The following is a 15,505-nucleotide window of genomic DNA, read 5'->3' on the forward strand; positions in this document are numbered from 1 at the left end:
TATCCCTGAAAAATAGCATCTTCATTCATATTCTTAGCAAACCACAAAAAATACAAAAAATAGTTATAGAGTTGTTGTTAATTTAATGCAGTAGTACTATTAATTGTCTTTTTTTACCCATGTTCCATCATCATTTTTTTTATATTCATTTTTAACGGCGCTCCAGGCTACTGCGTGAGAGGTCTCCTCTCTACTTCGTCCTGCTTGTCTTTCATCGGGCTCATCATACTGCTTCCAAGCACTGTTGAAAGCCTCTTTATAAATTTCTTGCGCATGTTTAGGTAGGTTATCTTTTACATTGTCTGGTAAGTCACTAACTTTATCGTATGGCATGATCAGACTATCCTTTCTGATAGTTAACGAAAATTTCGCAACGGCAATTTGTAATATTCATAGATCGGCTCTTATAAAAACTATAGAACAGTATTATCTATAGGGCAAAAACACGGATAACTTTACCTGTTCGATTTTAAAGAAAGTTACTGATACTATAAATTTATTGAAATGAGCATGCTATCCTCTAGAGACCTATTCAAAATAGTTTATTGGGATAGGGTAATAGATATAAGGAATGAGAAGGATGTCCCTATGAGTTGGTTGTTACTACTCCATATATCAGCAATGTTGTGTTGGTGTAGTACATTGCTTTATTTATCGGTTTTGATAGTGGATACTTCTTTCTACAAGCGTGAGATAGTGTCTGAAAATATAAATATACCCCATTTTCTTTTTACATTGGTTCTTACGCCAGCAGCATTAGTAGCCATACTATCGGGAACACTGTTATTTGTGACAATGAAGATTACCGAAATATGGTTAATTGTTAAGCTCACATTAGTGACAGGTCTAGTCATTTGTCATGCTTTAACAGGTTGGATGATTTTAAACCTTAAAACAGTGTCACCCAAAAAGCTGAAGTTTTTTGGAATTCTCTCCGGCACTATTTCTGTTTTGTTAATGATTGCTATTTTCTGGGTTGTTCTGGCTAAACCTTCCATAGGAAAACTCGTATGAAAAATGCTCTGTATAATCCCTCATTGCGATATTTCTACCCCTACACCATATTCATAAACCAGTTGTCCCCCCATTATACTGGTAAGAAAAATCAAAAATGCCGTCAGCAACGAAAGATAAATACCTGCGGGAAAGATAGACGCAGCTGGGTCGGGTATACGCAACAAATAATTAAGGGAGGCGACAGAAAGCATGGTCACTGCAAAAATGGCATGACACCAGGCGGTAACCAAACGGCGAATCCGAGAAACCGTCAGCAAATCAATAAGGCCTATCAAACTGGAAATCGCTCCTCCAATAACACCAGTGAGCAACAACCAATAGCCTGCCCGCGCCCAGAAAAAATCTTGGGTGTAAATATAAGCACTGTCTGTCGCTATCAATCCCAATAAGGCAGCAACTGGAAAATGGATTAACATAGGATGTATCGGATGCCCAGCAATAGACATGCGACTAATTATAGGTTCTCGAATCTTTGTAATAGCCATGAATACTTATATATACAGAAATGCATAGTTAAAAGCTTAACAATGCTTTCTTTAATAATCACCTGTTTTTTATTCAATGGATGCTCAGGTTCCCAGTCTATCATGGATCCCGCCAGTGAAGCGGCTTTGTCCATTTCAAAGTTATGGTGGGGAATGTTTTTATTCTTTAGCCTTGTTTTTATTGCTATTTTATTCTTGTGGTTTTATGCCTTAAGGCGGCGCGAAAAGCGGGTTCCTGACCAGTATGCAAAACAACTAGGTTTATCTTTAATCATTGGAGGTGGGATTTTATTGCCCTCCATTACCATTGTAATTATTTTATTTTTTGCAATTCCAATGGGTAATCGCATACTGCCACATCCAGAACAACACACGCTTAGAGTAGAGGTAACCGGACACCAGTGGTATTGGAAGATTCATTACCCTGATACAGGTATTACATTAACGAATGAGTTGTTCTTGCCCACTGGACAACCGGTTGATGTTTATGTCACTAGTCAGGATGTCATTCACTCATTCTGGGTTCCTCGTTTGAATGGCAAAATTGATGCGATTCCAGGGTATGTCAATATCCTACGTCTTAAACCAATGAAAACCGGATCTATGCGGGGTCAGTGTGCAGAATTTTGCGGTAAATGGCATTCACAAATGATATTAACCATTAACGTTTATGCGCCTGAACAATTTAAAGACTGGCTTCAAGAAGAGCAAAAAAAGCAACAAACTAACTCTACTCCCCTGGCAAAAGGACCCTATAAACGATTAACGATGTGAAAACTACTACGATGAAGAATAAAAATGATAAACACGAAAGTCTAAACGCAGTCTGGGGTAATCCTCCTGGATGGCGGGCCTTAACGATTGTTAACCACACTACTATAGGCATTCGCTTTATGATAACAGCGGGTGTTTTTTTTATCATAGGCGGATTGTTGGCAATGATAATACGTACACAGCTTGCCTTGCCTGAACAGCACATTGTTGCACCGGAAATTTATAATCAATTGTTCACCATGCACGGTACAATTATGATGTTTTTGTTCGCTGTCCCTATGATGGAAGGATTGGCGATTTATTTGGTACCCAAAATGCTGGGGGCGAGGGATCTTGTGTTTCCCCGTGTAAGCGCGCTTGGGTATTTTTGTTTTTTGTTTGGTGGACTTATTTTAATCAGTAGCCTTCTCTTAGAGATTGCACCAGATACTGGATGGTTCATGTATCCACCCCTAACTGGTTCCTTGTATTCCCCGGGTAAAAATGCTGATTTCTGGCTTTTAGGGGTTACCTTTGTGGAAATTTCCGCAATGGTTACAGGGATTGAACTCGTAGTTTCTATTATTAGAACCCGCACGGCAAATATGGCATTGAATCAAATGCCCCTTTATTGTTGGTATATTCTAGTGATGGCATTAATGATTGTATTTGGATTTCCGCCTTTAATTCTGGGAAGTATACTGCTTGAAGTGGAAAGGGCTTTAGGGTTTCCATTTTTTGATGTTCATCGTGGGGGTGATCCCGTTCTCTGGCAACATTTATTTTGGCTGTTTGGCCACCCCGAAGTTTACATTATTTTTCTTCCTGCAGTCGGTATCGTTTCCACCCTTATCCCTGTGTTTGCCCGGCGTGCGATGATAGGTTACCGATGGATTGTTCTTGCAATAATTATGATGGGCTTTATTAGCTTTGGTGTATGGGTTCATCACATGTTTACTGTAGGAATACCCAAGTTGGCGCAAGCTTTTTTTTCAATGGCCAGTATGCTTGTTGCAATCCCTACGGGGATACAATTATTTGCTTGGCTGGCAACGTTATTGCTTGGACGCCCTGTTTTTCACATCCCCATGCTCTGGATAGGAGGCTTCTTAGTAACTTTTGTTATTGGTGGTTTAACTGGGGTCATGCTGGCCTTAGTCCCTTTCGATTGGCAGGTTCATGATACGCATTTTGTAGTCGCCCATTTACATTATGTTGTTATTGGAAGTATGTTTTTTCCGCTGGTTGCTGGTCTTTATTATTGGATGCCCCATTTTTCAGGTCGCATGCCTTCCGAACGCCTGGCAAAATGGGGGTTTTGGTTAACCTTCGCAGGATTTAATATTACTTTTTTAGGCATGCATTGGACTGGTTTGCTTGGTATGCCCAGGCGTATCTACACTTATGAGGCGGGTTTAGGCTGGAACTTGTTGAATTTAATTTCCTCCGTAGGTTCATTTCTCTTTGCGGCGGGTATTGCCATGGTGTTATTGGATATTATTATTCATTTTCGCTTTGGGCGCCCCTCTCCTAGTAATCCCTGGCAGGCTGACACGTTGGAATGGGCTACAGACATGCCTCCCACCCCTTATAACTTTATCAGTTTACCTGAATGTTCGAGCAGGCATCCTCTATGGGATGATCCTGACTTACCACGAAATATCGCTGAAGGAAAATATGCTTTATCTGTGGCTACTCATGGACGAAGAGAAACGTTGGGGATTGAGCCTTTAACAGGCAGGGTAAGGGAAGTAATTCACCTTCCAGGAAACACTTGGCTTCCTTTTATTGCCTCCGTTCTATTGGCAATTATTTGTATAACTTTGCTTATAAAGACCTATGCTTTTTCTGGAATTTCGCTATTAGTTTTACTGGCTATTTTATTGCGCTGGGCTTGGGAAAATGGCGCGCATCCTAAAGCTGCACCAGATGCCAAAGTGATGCCAGGGGATCCTCCTTTGCATTCGCGAACTTTTGACGGCCCTGGTTTGTGGGGTATGGGGATTAGCTTACTCGCCAATGCTGCTTTATTTATGTCGCTTTTATTTGGGTGGTATTACTTATGGACTGTGGCACCACAATGGCAAGCCCCTAAAACAGTTCAATTTTCTAGTTCATTATTCTTCTTCGGTGGCTTAATTCTAACATGGGCAACAATTTGGTTTTATCGTGTGACTCAACGCGTACGTCGTTATAAAATTAAATTTCTACAAGCTAATTTCTGGGGCATCAGCTTGCTTGGACTACTGCAGACAGGAATAACGCTGTGGGTCTTATTATTTTCCAACATTCATCCAACCCAAACCTCTCATGATGCTGTGTTAACTCTCCTGTTTTTATACCAAATCATTCATAGCGCTTTATCAGTAATTATGACCATCGTATTAGCGATGCGTGTCGCTTGTGGTTACATTGGGGAAGAAGCACTTTATGAACCTATCGTAGTGGAACAATGGTGGATGTATACCCTAGTTACATTCTGGGTGATATTTGTCTCTGTGGTTTTATTTCCTCTCGCTTTGGGGGCATGATGAAATTTTCACATCCTATACAGATGATCCTTGGATTAGTTATCTGGAGTATATGGTTTATTTTAATGTATAGCTTCTTGTCTATTGGTTGCTCAGTGGTATTTTCAGGGATTACTCGAAGCGGGATTAATATAATTCTTTTTTGTTGTACCTGGGTTACTCTTATCATTTTAGTGTATCTTACTTACCACTGTTGGAAGACGCATAAGTCTCTTGCTGATAAATGCTCTACCGTTACTGCTTTTGTTTTGTGGATTAGTTTTGGGGGGTATGTCACTGCGGTCATTGCTACTTTTAGTATAGGTGTGATGGTATTGTTTTTTCCTCCTTGTTTATAGCGACAAACTTCAAAAGGGATAAAAATGAAACACAGGATAGTTTTTCCATTAATGATGCTTGTTTCATCAATGGCATTGGCCCATGATCCTTTTGTTTCCCTCAGTAAGCAATCACAATGGCCTATTATTTTAAGCGCATTTCTTCTATTTTTAATTTGGATGCTTTATGGCACAGGATGCTTTAGAGTTTGGCCAGGTTTTAAGCGATGGTTTCTTTTTCAATTGACCATTTTTATCGTGGGGATGACAATTTTTGGTCCTTTGGATGAATGGGCCGAAACCAATGCCGCAGCACATATGACACAACATATGCTCATGATGACAATAATCGCACCATTGTGGGTTCTGGCCCAACCTTTGCCTCAATTTTCCCAGGCCATAGGCCATTTTGTCATAAAAATGCTTTTTCCTTTGTTTGCCATTGTGCGATATCCCATGCTGGCTGCGCTAATACATGGTGTCGTCATTTGGTTTTGGCATGCCCCAAAGCTCTATTTAATGGCCTTAAATAACTCATGGTGGCATATCATTGAGCATACTTGTTTTATTGTCACTGCAGGCTTATTTTGGTGGTCTGTCCTTCGTTGTACCAGGGTGACAGTAGGAAGGGCTCTGCTAGCCTTGCTGTTTACGTTAATGCACACTGGTTTTTTAGGGGCCTTATTTACTTTTGCCCATACTTCTTTATATGGAAAGGACGCTTCGCTTCAAAACCAACAATTGGCTGGTTTAATCATGTGGGTGGCAGGCGCTATCCCTTATCTGCTTGCTGCTATTTGGTGCAGCCAATGTTGGTTAAGGAGTAGACTCTCAGAGGTATAACCGATATGAAAGTCTACATCCCCACTAGCGTCAAATTATATTACAATGAGAAGCTTTATCACGGCTTTTTGTAGGCTCTATAGTATCTTCGTTAGCAAAAATGGAATGTTTTGATAGCGAGGATTTTGAGGTTTTCTCTTCTATGTATACTGGTTTTACTTTAGGTTCTCCACCTAGTAACAGCTGTATTTTAATTAGTCTATTATAACCAAGCTGATAATTTTTTGTTTCTAAATTAGGGATTAATGGATTGGGTATTGTAGTCAGTATTATGTCTATAGCTTTCAAGACTTCTTCCGTATTGCTTCCAAATGACATCTCGCTTTGAGTTGATATCGTGCCAAATCTTGGAATAGATATATCCATATCTTTAAATAATTCTTCTATGGATGATATAACTTGAGAGTTTAGTCCCGAATATCCTGATACATACAGTCTTTTAGTGAGGCTATTATAGCAAAGTGTACTTCCCCGACCAAGATTTTGGGGTAAGGAAAGTAAACGCTCGGGAACTGATTCACTTGTATCGCTTAAAATTTTATTCACTTCTTCAAGAAGTTCCTTGTTACCTGATGATGCAACCACTTAAGTAGTCCTCCAATAATTTCAATTCTGTAATATGTTTATAAAAACCATGTTTGAAGAGACTTTCAAGCATACGGAGCTCATCACAACATGTGTAGTTAGATATTGTATCACATTGATTTTCTATAGCACATACTGGCTCAAATTCAGTGTCAATGACAATTGAAAAGTGACCTTAAAGCCGTGACTTAAAGAGATTCAGCGTCGTCCGTTTTTTGTAATAATGCCCTGTTTGGGTTTTGTTTGTAATCGATGACTGACTCTCAAGTTGAATTACTTGGGCATGATGAGAATTCCAACAGTATTACTTGTAGCTCTTTTCTGTGAGGCAGGATCCTTTCCTAAAATGAACAATTATAGTTCCCATGGTAGTTTAGGAGTAGTTAAAAATGCAGTAGGCATTGAGGTTCCCTCTTCTTGTCGTTGTTCCTCATTGTTACATGTAGTCTCTTCTTGTAGAGATTGTTGCTTCATTGATGTTGACGATGACCAAAAATCAAACTTAGAACGAGAGGAAACAGTTGCAAATTCATTATGAGGCATTACTTTTTTATCATGTATCCTTTTTTGATCCATGAGGGTTAGTTTGCAATTTTGTATGCTCCTTGCATCATCGTTATTGTCAGGCAAAACAACAGGTAGACGACTCACAATATCCAAATAATTTTTTAGTGCTCCTGGCGGTTGTCCCTGTTTGATATATTCATCTGTTATTAGTGGATAAGCCCAACAGTCTCTAAGGTTAAAATGAAGCTCATCCTTATGTTTCTGAAGTATTTTATCCACTTTTTGAAAATCACCATGCCGTGCATAGGAGAGCATTCGTTCTGCAAGTGGTAATTGCTGGGATATTGCAAATAAATCCTTTGCATCGATTGTTATATCCTTAATAACAGCGTCTAAACCAAGTTTCATTGCACATGCATTAACCGCCCTAATGTTTGCTGGCGAATAATAGAGATGGGTAAAGTTGACAAAATTAGTTAAATCTACTTCTTTGCCAGTATGTAAACTATCAAATAACTGCTGAGTGTATTGCCCGGTATCATGTTTGATGGCACTGCCGATTTTAAATTGCCACTCATTTTTTTCGTCTTTAAAAAACAAAATATTTTCAAACCCCATAGCATCCAGGATAATGTTAGTTTTTTGGTAAAAATCACGATAGTGATTTAGGAATTCACCCATTACATTGCCAAGCTCTGGGTCATCTTGCAAACGTTGCAAAATTGCCCCAATCCTTACATCAATAGTGGCATAATCATCACAATTTATATTAGGTTCAGAATCTTTTTGACCAATAAGAGCTTTAGTAAACTTATCGAACAACTCCCGATTGCGCTTTATTACGTAAGGGTCTAATTCGGCGGGTTCTATTTTAAAATCAAATTTTATCTTGGAGTTGAAGCATTTTTCATAGGGGACAATTGAGAGGGCTGCATCGTAGGCCTCTTTGCCAGGAAGCAATACTTGATGGGTAAAATGCAGTTCTCGAATACAGCGTGATTTTCCATTTTTATCAAAACAATCGTATAAAGCAGCATATTTTTGTTCTAACTCTTCAAGCTCTTCGGGTTTAGGGTTTTTTTTCATTAATTTGATAACAAAAGGCGCCTCTGGGAATCGATAGAGGATATGGGTTCCTCCTTCTGAAATGCGTTTGGCTGTGGTTAAATCAATTACAGGTTCTTGCGTTAAGGCTAATTTGATGGATTCTAGCATTTGAGTATACAACTAATTGGGAAAGTTCATAGTATATTTTGGATAGGCGTCATGTCTCTCGGATATGGGTTAAAATTTACAAATAATTTTCAGTTTTTTCACTTATGTCAAATAAACAGTACCAGGTTAGGGTTAAACAATGATAGTTTATATCCTATCGGAAGACTGTCAGGCTCAAGCTTAATGCGTAGGTAAGAAAAATGACAAAATTAATTTACATAATAGGGTTAATCATTGCATGGCTATTATTTTATAAAATTTTAACTGCCAGGAAGGTTAGACTGCCAAAAATAAAAACCACCATTATTGTACTTTTATTCTCAGCATTCATTTATGGCTTTAGTTATAACCTTTATGCCTTTATTGATAGGATAGTATTTTCTTTTGATAAAGACGGTGAAGTAGCATTGGTTAATTCACCTTTTAAAATACCTTCAGAAGGTGATGTGAGTTATTGTCAACAATTTACTGATCAAGATGGGCATGTAATCACTACAATTTCAACGCGAAGAGATGGAAGATATTGCGGTGAGTTTTGGCACTTTAAAAGAAAAAAGAAATTGTTACTGCCTTACAAAAATCTTAATGAAAAGCAAACTATTTATTGGGCTTCTCCTACGTTGAGAATAATCATAAATAAATGATTAATACCAAACTCATTACACATATAAGATACTATTTAATTGTTCTATACGTGCCTGGTAAAGTTGGATAAATTTTTCAGTCTCTTTTTCTTCAACTGGATAACCATTGTTTTTGAGTACTTGATGGATAGCAGCCGTTAAACGGCGTTGAACAGTAGTTTCTGGCAGTTTTTTTACCTTTAAATGAGCAACGTAAAGGCCGCCGGCCAGCTCATGGGCTGATAAAGGATCAGAAAAAAGATTGTTCATAAAGGCTGCTAATGAGTTGTATTGGTTAATCGTCTTACCTGTGCAAAAAAAGGGAAAACAATGACTATTCTTATGCTCTTCAATGCACTGGTAAATTTCTTGTTCAAGTTGGTTGATACCATGCATTAAGTTGAGGCGTCGTAATTTTTTGGCCGAAGTATCTATGGTCTTGGATGCATTGTTAATTATTGCTTGTTCTTCTTTACTTTTAGATTTTTTTCCAATAACCATCGCTAACAAACCAGCATATTTATCAATGACTGCCGCAGCAAGCTCTATCTTTATTTCTAATTGCTTTGGACTTTGAGGATCACCAGGCTCCCGTTTTTTTACTGTTAATTCGACTTCAGCATTCTCTAAAATACTTTGCAAATGATCATTTATTTTGCCACTGTAACAATCTTTTAGTAATGAAAAAATTTCTCCAAGAGGAATGTCGCGGGCCGCCAATAATCCACTTTTTTTAGTATGCAAAGCTTGCTGTATTTGCTGTTCTGCTTGCATTAGAAGTTCAATCGTGCTGCTTAGCTCTGGGTATCGAGATGCTTTTTTTGTAAGTTTATCGATTGGCAGAAGAAGGGGGCGAACGTTCCCTGTTATCCCTTCTAAAATGTCTTGTAGTGTTTCGTTTTCTTTCTCATCCATGGCAAGTTCTTTTGAAAGTGTAAGTAAGGAGCATGGAGTTATATTACCCATAACTTGTCAAAGTGCGACGAAAATACGTTGGCAATAATGAACTCGGAATAACTTTATTATTTCTTCAGATTTTAAGGAATTGCAACTCTTATTTAGCAAGGATTTAAAGACTAGCTTCTTTGCTTCTTGCTTTGTCACAAACAACGGAATGTTTATCACAGAGGCTAGGATTTATTAGCAGTGAGCATCTCTTGTTTTATAACCTCCATTTTTTCCGCTGCTTCTCTGCCCTTAACAGGTAAACCTGATGGATTTAATAATCCTATCTGGACAAGCACACTTGCCTGATCCCAATAGATGTGTTCGTGGCTAACTTTGCCATTAAAAAATCCTACAATCACAACCAAAGGAATTTCAATCCGTTTTCCTGTTGGAGCAATTTCAGGTAACATCCAGCCAATTTCGGTGGTGTGAGTACATTTAAAAATAATTTCATCCACCAGTTGATGTTCATCAATGGTTCGTGAAATAGGGACCATTTCAGTATCGGGAGGGAAGAATTTTCCTGATAGAAGGAATTTACTGTAGAAGCTACGAACCCCCTCCAAACCTATTCCCCCAATTGTGGTTGGAATATTGTTAAGATGAGGATTTGCAGACATTGTCGCTAATGTAGCATCCAAATCTTTTCGAAGCTCTGCATCAACATGGTTTTGAAAGGCTTCGAGAAGGGCTAATTGTTCTGCTGACATAATTATCATTCCTTTGATTAATTGTATATTTTAGATTTTAGTAAAGATTATAGGATCAGCACATGATTAATAAAGAGAAATGGGATAAATTAGCAATATCGATGAGCAAAATTGGCATTAATGAAGCGGATCTGATTGAAAAATTTATCGTGGGTAGTGGTAAAGGTGGTCAGAAATTGCATAAAACTGCTTCCACGGTTTATGTAAAACATATTCCTTCCGGTATTGAAATAAAATGTCAGGATTCAAGAAGTCGTGAAGACAATCGCTATTTTGCAAGAATGAGACTCTGTGAAAAATTGCATGCAATAGTTAGTGAGGAAAAGTCAAAAAAACAACAAGAAATAGAAAAAATAAAGCGCCAAAAAAAGAGGCGATCAAGACGAGTCAAGCAAAAAATTTTGGATAAAAAAACCAAGCAAGGTGAATTAAAAATCTTAAGAAAAAAACCTGGTATTTATGAATGAGAAATAAGACCTAATCGGATTAATCTATTTTCAATATCATAAATTACAGTCTTCCCAACACCTGCGTAGAGTGCTAATTCTTTCTGGGTTAAGCCACTTCGTTTACGGCAGTAGCGCACTAATTCTGCAATCTCATCTGGCGTCATCGTGATTTATAAAATATAAATATTTTACTGTTATAGCAGTAAAATTATCCTATTAACTAACCACCGTTGTAGTGGTGGAATAGGTAATTTTACCCATATCCACCCTAATTGATCTTTATTACACTGGCTGAAATTAAAAAGGAACCCCTTGGAAACAAGAGGTAATTAAGGAAAATAATATGTACTCAGTAAAATTCTTCAATGAAACGACAACAGAAATAACCATTCCCAATCTGTTTTTTGAACCTGGTATTGTACTTGATTGGGAAAGTAACCCTCCTGTCGCTGAAGACATGAAAAAAAGGTTAATGGATAAACTCCCTGAATTTGCACAAGCGTGGAAGACCAAGGGTGAGCCTCTCTTAAAAAATACTATCAGACTTCTGGGAAAGGATTTTTCTCGTCATGAGCTGACGGCCTCTTTGACGTTAAATCCGCAAAGACACTCTATGAGCCAACCCTTTGTCATAGCAGTCTCCCTTTATTTGCAAGAAAAAAATCAAAAGTCGATGGATTTGTTTGTCTATGAGATTTACCGAGTATTACTTATCCATTACCTGGATGAATATTTTAACGAAATAACCCAACAAAATTCTTTAGTAAATATATTTAAAGAGGAAGCTGATACGGTTAAAGAAAATCTTGCGCTTGTTGCCCTAATGCACTCCGTTTATCAGTTAACCTATGGCAGTGAGATGATTGAGTTACTTGTGAATTCAATCGACGATGCCAATATGCAACGTACCTGGGCTTTGGTGATTAAAGAGGACAAAATTTGTCAAAAATATATCCAAGAGTTACTCACATTCCAAACGTCCAAGACGGTAACTGGCTCGCAATCTTCTATTGTCTTGTCGGAAAATATACCCACCCTTTTTTTTGAACATGCGAAAGATTTGGATAAAGAGAGTAAAAGTCCTATTACACCCTCAATGATAGAGAATTTAAATCATACTCTTATACCAAAACTGACGGAAATTTGGCAAAAGGAGGGCTCACCTCTACTAATGGAAACCGTAAAACTTCTACATAAAAAATTCGCGCGACAAGAGTTAACAGTCTCTGTGCTGCTGAACCCTGAAAGATTACCAATGAGTTATCCTTTCGTGAATAATGTAAGAAGACAGCTTCGTTTACCGGGAGAATTTCAAAGAACAGAAGCCTTCTTTGTATTTACAACCTGTCGCCTGGCATTGTTTCGCTACCTTGAGGAAAATTACCCTCAATTGGATTCACTCAGTAAGTTACTTAACAAATATAAGTCAGAAACTGATATAGTAAAAAATCGTCTTTTCCCCATGGCAATTATGAAGTATGCCTATGAAGCTCAAGAGCGTATTAATGAAATAGAGACATTGATAAAAAATGAACTTAATACCTCTGAATCATTCCATGTTTGGGACATTATAAAAAAAGAAGGAAATATGGCCTTTATAGAGGAATTATTAAATTACGAAAGTCTTGAACCCAGCCTGGTTCCCATACTATAACCATTGTCAGAAGCTAAGAGGTGTTCATTTCTATTGAAAAAGATTACTCTATTTCTGATAGCTTATCTCGATGGAAATGAAATTAACTGACTGGAGCTGTGATGAAAATGGTTGATGTAACGGTTGTGCGAATTTATATGGTAGAAGGTGATGAGACGTTGACAACTGTTCTTAATTATCTGCGAAAAGAAATAAAGATTTGCGGGTTGAGTATTTTTAGAGCAATTAGTGGTTGTGGTGAAACGGGAACTCATACGGCTTCACTGTTGGATCTTTCTTTTTCTTTACCGTTAATTGTGGAGTTCTTTGATTCTCCTGAAAAAATAAGTACTGTACTGGAACATTTGGCCACCATTGTGAAGCCAGAGCATATGTTATTTTTTCCCGCAAAGGTTAATGGATAATTTTAGGGGTCTTACAAAGGTAGTTATGACGCAGCTTGGCGAAATTGCCTTGATTTATGCAATTGCTAAATTAAAAGACTGTACACATAAAGTAATCAGCCCCTTTTGCTGCTCACCAACGTGTTGAAGTAATAAGGTTCTCAGAATTTGAGAATCTTATTGTAAGTTCAGAGTCGCTGAGTCTAGCAGTTCCCTGCTCATCGGAATACGGACTGCTTTACAGTTTTCTTCACCAGGCAATTGATAACCCTCCGGTAAATTTTCTTTTTGGAAAACGAGCACTTGTTTGCGGTGGCCACCTGCTTCACTGATGGGGCTCATGTGCCGTTTAAAAAACCGAATTACAGGAAGTGCCGTTCCATCCTCTAAACTGTCAAGTTGATAGCGGAAATCCTGGTTTAGGACAGCAAGACGCGCCATCAGATTTTGTGCGTAGTCTTCTCCATGCTCCGCTAATTCAACGCCTTCATCCAGCTCAAGCCAAATCTCAAGTTTCTCGACACCACTGTCTAAGTCTTGATAGGTGTAAAATGCCTTTTTAAGGATAGTTCCTTCAGTATCTGTATCAGTTATAGCGCGCTCTAATTCGGTAAAGGCTAAATTGGCACCATTAAAAACTACCGTTGAGTCACGTCCCCAAACAAAAAGGAGAGGTAAGTTAGTCCTTGGCTTATGAAAGATGCCATATTTGGCTAACAAGGCTTGCACATCACTGGCGGCAAAAACGCGTCCCTTATCACCCAGATTATAACGAATGCGAGCTGAGGAACGATCGTCTCTCGTGCAGGTGAAAACCAAAGAGTCCTTTTCATCATCATTCAAACACTCAACATGATAATTCATAGGATCATAGTGAAACACCATTGGCAAACCTTTGTTCGCACCATAGAGCTCGCGAGCAAGGCCAGGGTTCTTTTCAATACTTTTTCTGATGAGAATTTCATCTTCCGCCTCCACACCCAAATTGATATCCAAATCAGATGCCCCATAAGAGGAGTAAATGGCGTTAAAACCTTCTTTCACCAAAAGATCACGCATTGCTTCGGAAATGGCTTGCCCCCCCACAACCCCAATGGCTGAGAAGTCTGCTAAATTATGCCCCTTTTCCTTAATATAAGCGGATAAGTCTTTAAGAAAAGGGGGATAGCCTGCAATAACGATTTGACTTTTTTCTTGATTCAATTGTTGGGCTAAAGCAAAAATTTTTGATTTATTAGCCTTGATTATGCGGGCAGACGCAGCATCTAATTTGGTTAACTCTGCATTTAAAGCACCTTGAAGATTTAGATCACGATTTTTTAATAGGGTGTTAAGAGATGCATTTAAAAATGAAGCAATAATCTGTTGGTCTTGTTCATGCACGCCTTTTAATTGACGAACCCCAAGCTCTAATTGGTGGGTTTCATATTTTTTAAGGCGAATTAACTCATCAAGGATTTTTTCTTTATCAGCACCGGTAGCAAACACGCCACCAGTACTTCGCATCAGCTCATAGGTAGTTAAACCTGTGGCCCATGGGCCTAGGGCGAATGCATTAATATAATGTAATTTTCGATTACCAAATTGAATTTTTGCAGCCAATTGCAATGATTTTTTAACGGTATCAATTTCTTTTTCACTTCGTACCCAAGCCGTAGGTTTTCCAGTGGTTCCGGTTGATGTATCTGTTTTTGCATAGGTTGGATACTTGCCGTGACGATGGGTATCTGAATCATGTTGTTGAAATTTAATGTAATTTTCCTTGCTTGTTAAAGGAATATGGCGCAAAGTACTCTCACTAACAGGGACACCATTAAATCGGGTTATATGATTTTTATAAGCAGGTATTTCTTTATAAGCTTCGTGAAAACGCTTTTTTGCCAATATCTCACCCGCTTCCAAAATATTTTTCTCGCTTCCAACAAAGAGAAATCGCAACTTAATTCGTTTGATTCCCGCAATTGTTTTTTGATAGAGCCAGCTAAGAAAGGAACCTTTAATAAAGTCACTGAGTGCATTTGACCAGTGATTAATGCGTCTTTGATTATGCTCCCCAGCATGGCGTAAATGTTCTCCTGCTGCACTTTGTTTCTGCTTATCTTGGGGATTAGGTTCATTCAGTGCCGAGTTATAAAGTGTTGCATTTAATTGGCTAACCAGTTGGGTATCGCTGTCACTACTATTGGCTTCTTTTCCAAGGTATTTAATTAAACTATTACGATTGATATAGAAGGTGCGGTTTTGGTGCTTTCCTTGCTCATCAATTAAATCTGCTTGGATTTTAATTGTTTTGTAAAACAAAGCACTAAACGGATTATGGAAGCTTACCCCATTCTTACCTAGTTTGTTACGAGGATTACTTTCACCTAATTGAAATAATAATCGCTCGCCATATTCTTTATGAGTAAAGATAACTACAGGCGTTTGGATTTGATAAGCTGGCATATTACCTCCCTACAATTTTGGAGGTATTAAATCACGGCAA

At 38.3% G+C, this 15,505-nt stretch carries 16 protein-coding genes; 8 read left to right on the plus strand and 8 right to left on the minus strand.

Annotated elements, in window-relative coordinates; all coding sequences use genetic code 11:
* Nucleotides 1-99 precede the first annotated feature (99 nt).
* Nucleotides 100-333 (minus strand): ChaB family protein, encoded by a 234-nt coding sequence (locus Ljam_RS00130; protein ID WP_058448114.1) that lies wholly within the window; start codon nucleotides 331-333, stop codon nucleotides 100-102.
* A 255-nt stretch (nucleotides 334-588) separates the two neighbouring features.
* Here Ljam_RS00130 and Ljam_RS00135 point away from each other — a divergent pair, with 255 nt between their 5' ends.
* On the plus strand, nucleotides 589-1,014 hold the full coding sequence (locus Ljam_RS00135; protein WP_065235499.1) for a CopD family protein: 426 nt from the start codon (nucleotides 589-591) through the stop codon (nucleotides 1,012-1,014).
* Between the two features lie 20 nt (nucleotides 1,015-1,034).
* On the opposite strand, the gene Ljam_RS00140 is transcribed toward Ljam_RS00135, so the two are convergent.
* Complete coding sequence (locus Ljam_RS00140; RefSeq protein ID WP_058448116.1) at nucleotides 1,035-1,502, minus strand: DUF2231 domain-containing protein; 468 nt, start codon at nucleotides 1,500-1,502, stop codon at nucleotides 1,035-1,037.
* A gap of 42 nt (nucleotides 1,503-1,544) precedes the next feature.
* Between Ljam_RS00140 and coxB the strand changes: the two genes are divergently transcribed.
* From coxB to Ljam_RS00160, 3 genes are all read left to right on the plus strand, one after another.
* Entirely contained in the window at nucleotides 1,545-2,276 is a 732-nt protein-coding gene (gene coxB, locus Ljam_RS00145) for a cytochrome c oxidase subunit II (protein ID WP_065235492.1), read from the plus strand.
* Between the two features lie 11 nt (nucleotides 2,277-2,287).
* Entirely contained in the window at nucleotides 2,288-4,786 is a 2,499-nt protein-coding gene (ctaD, locus tag Ljam_RS00150; protein ID WP_058448118.1) for a cytochrome c oxidase subunit I, read from the plus strand.
* Between the two features lie 362 nt (nucleotides 4,787-5,148).
* The gene (locus Ljam_RS00160) at nucleotides 5,149-5,946 is read left to right on the plus strand and encodes a cytochrome c oxidase assembly protein (RefSeq protein WP_058448120.1); all 798 of its coding nucleotides are present in this window, start codon (nucleotides 5,149-5,151) and stop codon (nucleotides 5,944-5,946) included.
* A 30-nt stretch (nucleotides 5,947-5,976) separates the two neighbouring features.
* Here the strand turns inward: Ljam_RS00160 and Ljam_RS00165 are convergent, their stop codons facing one another.
* Both Ljam_RS00165 and Ljam_RS00170 read right to left on the minus strand, forming a co-directional pair.
* Nucleotides 5,977-6,531, minus strand: coding sequence for a hypothetical protein (locus Ljam_RS00165; protein WP_058448121.1), 555 nt, complete (start codon nucleotides 6,529-6,531; stop codon nucleotides 5,977-5,979).
* A gap of 354 nt (nucleotides 6,532-6,885) precedes the next feature.
* Complete coding sequence (locus Ljam_RS00170) at nucleotides 6,886-8,253, minus strand: hypothetical protein (protein WP_058448122.1); 1,368 nt, start codon at nucleotides 8,251-8,253, stop codon at nucleotides 6,886-6,888.
* Nucleotides 8,254-8,453: 200 nt separating this feature from the next.
* Between Ljam_RS00170 and Ljam_RS00175 the strand changes: the two genes are divergently transcribed.
* On the plus strand, nucleotides 8,454-8,897 hold the full coding sequence (locus Ljam_RS00175) for a hypothetical protein (protein WP_058448123.1): 444 nt from the start codon (nucleotides 8,454-8,456) through the stop codon (nucleotides 8,895-8,897).
* A gap of 15 nt (nucleotides 8,898-8,912) precedes the next feature.
* On the opposite strand, the gene Ljam_RS00180 is transcribed toward Ljam_RS00175, so the two are convergent.
* Both Ljam_RS00180 and Ljam_RS00185 read right to left on the minus strand, forming a co-directional pair.
* The gene (locus Ljam_RS00180) at nucleotides 8,913-9,842 is read right to left on the minus strand and encodes a hypothetical protein (RefSeq protein ID WP_131762283.1); all 930 of its coding nucleotides are present in this window, start codon (nucleotides 9,840-9,842) and stop codon (nucleotides 8,913-8,915) included.
* 164 nt (nucleotides 9,843-10,006) lie between these two features.
* Complete coding sequence (locus Ljam_RS00185) at nucleotides 10,007-10,534, minus strand: ester cyclase (protein WP_238583662.1); 528 nt, start codon at nucleotides 10,532-10,534, stop codon at nucleotides 10,007-10,009.
* Between the two features lie 62 nt (nucleotides 10,535-10,596).
* Here Ljam_RS00185 and Ljam_RS00190 point away from each other — a divergent pair, with 62 nt between their 5' ends.
* On the plus strand, nucleotides 10,597-11,001 hold the full coding sequence (locus Ljam_RS00190) for a peptide chain release factor family protein (RefSeq protein WP_058448126.1): 405 nt from the start codon (nucleotides 10,597-10,599) through the stop codon (nucleotides 10,999-11,001).
* Here the strand turns inward: Ljam_RS00190 and Ljam_RS15575 are convergent.
* On the minus strand, nucleotides 10,992-11,147 hold the full coding sequence (locus tag Ljam_RS15575) for a helix-turn-helix domain-containing protein (RefSeq protein ID WP_082651537.1): 156 nt from the start codon (nucleotides 11,145-11,147) through the stop codon (nucleotides 10,992-10,994). The two genes, Ljam_RS00190 and Ljam_RS15575, sit on opposite strands and share 10 nt — an antisense overlap.
* A 179-nt stretch (nucleotides 11,148-11,326) precedes the next feature.
* Here Ljam_RS15575 and Ljam_RS00195 point away from each other — a divergent pair, with 179 nt between their 5' ends.
* Both Ljam_RS00195 and Ljam_RS00200 read left to right on the plus strand, forming a co-directional pair.
* The gene (locus Ljam_RS00195) at nucleotides 11,327-12,637 is read left to right on the plus strand and encodes a hypothetical protein (protein WP_058448127.1); all 1,311 of its coding nucleotides are present in this window, start codon (nucleotides 11,327-11,329) and stop codon (nucleotides 12,635-12,637) included.
* A gap of 101 nt (nucleotides 12,638-12,738) precedes the next feature.
* On the plus strand, nucleotides 12,739-13,041 hold the full coding sequence (locus Ljam_RS00200) for a DUF190 domain-containing protein (protein WP_058448128.1): 303 nt from the start codon (nucleotides 12,739-12,741) through the stop codon (nucleotides 13,039-13,041).
* Nucleotides 13,042-13,197: 156 nt separating this feature from the next.
* On the opposite strand, the gene Ljam_RS00205 is transcribed toward Ljam_RS00200, so the two are convergent.
* Nucleotides 13,198-15,465, minus strand: coding sequence for a phenylacetate--CoA ligase family protein (locus Ljam_RS00205; RefSeq protein WP_058448129.1), 2,268 nt, complete (start codon nucleotides 15,463-15,465; stop codon nucleotides 13,198-13,200).
* Between the last annotated feature and the right edge of the window lie 40 nt (nucleotides 15,466-15,505).

Source organism: Legionella jamestowniensis (genome assembly GCF_001467745.1).
Classification (GTDB): domain Bacteria; phylum Pseudomonadota; class Gammaproteobacteria; order Legionellales; family Legionellaceae; genus Tatlockia; species Tatlockia jamestowniensis.

Coding starts and splice junctions, on each gene's coding strand:
- ctaD (WP_058448118.1), top strand. CDS start 2,288: ATGAAGAATAAAAATGATAAACACGAAAGTCTAAACGCAGTCTGGGGT.
- Ljam_RS00190 (WP_058448126.1), top strand. CDS start 10,597: ATGATTAATAAAGAGAAATGGGATAAATTAGCAATATCGATGAGCAAA.
- Ljam_RS00170 (WP_058448122.1), bottom strand. CDS start 8,253: ATGCTAGAATCCATCAAATTAGCCTTAACGCAAGAACCTGTAATTGAT.
- Ljam_RS00140 (WP_058448116.1), bottom strand. CDS start 1,502: ATGGCTATTACAAAGATTCGAGAACCTATAATTAGTCGCATGTCTATT.
- Ljam_RS00195 (WP_058448127.1), top strand. CDS start 11,327: ATGTACTCAGTAAAATTCTTCAATGAAACGACAACAGAAATAACCATT.
- Ljam_RS00185 (WP_238583662.1), bottom strand. CDS start 10,534: ATGTCAGCAGAACAATTAGCCCTTCTCGAAGCCTTTCAAAACCATGTT.
- Ljam_RS00205 (WP_058448129.1), bottom strand. CDS start 15,465: ATGCCAGCTTATCAAATCCAAACGCCTGTAGTTATCTTTACTCATAAA.
- Ljam_RS00175 (WP_058448123.1), top strand. CDS start 8,454: ATGACAAAATTAATTTACATAATAGGGTTAATCATTGCATGGCTATTA.
- Ljam_RS00135 (WP_065235499.1), top strand. CDS start 589: ATGAGTTGGTTGTTACTACTCCATATATCAGCAATGTTGTGTTGGTGT.
- Ljam_RS00160 (WP_058448120.1), top strand. CDS start 5,149: ATGAAACACAGGATAGTTTTTCCATTAATGATGCTTGTTTCATCAATG.
- Ljam_RS00200 (WP_058448128.1), top strand. CDS start 12,739: ATGAAAATGGTTGATGTAACGGTTGTGCGAATTTATATGGTAGAAGGT.
- Ljam_RS00180 (WP_131762283.1), bottom strand. CDS start 9,842: ATGGGTAATATAACTCCATGCTCCTTACTTACACTTTCAAAAGAACTT.
- Ljam_RS00130 (WP_058448114.1), bottom strand. CDS start 333: ATGCCATACGATAAAGTTAGTGACTTACCAGACAATGTAAAAGATAAC.
- Ljam_RS15575 (WP_082651537.1), bottom strand. CDS start 11,147: ATGACGCCAGATGAGATTGCAGAATTAGTGCGCTACTGCCGTAAACGA.
- coxB (WP_065235492.1), top strand. CDS start 1,545: ATGCTTTCTTTAATAATCACCTGTTTTTTATTCAATGGATGCTCAGGT.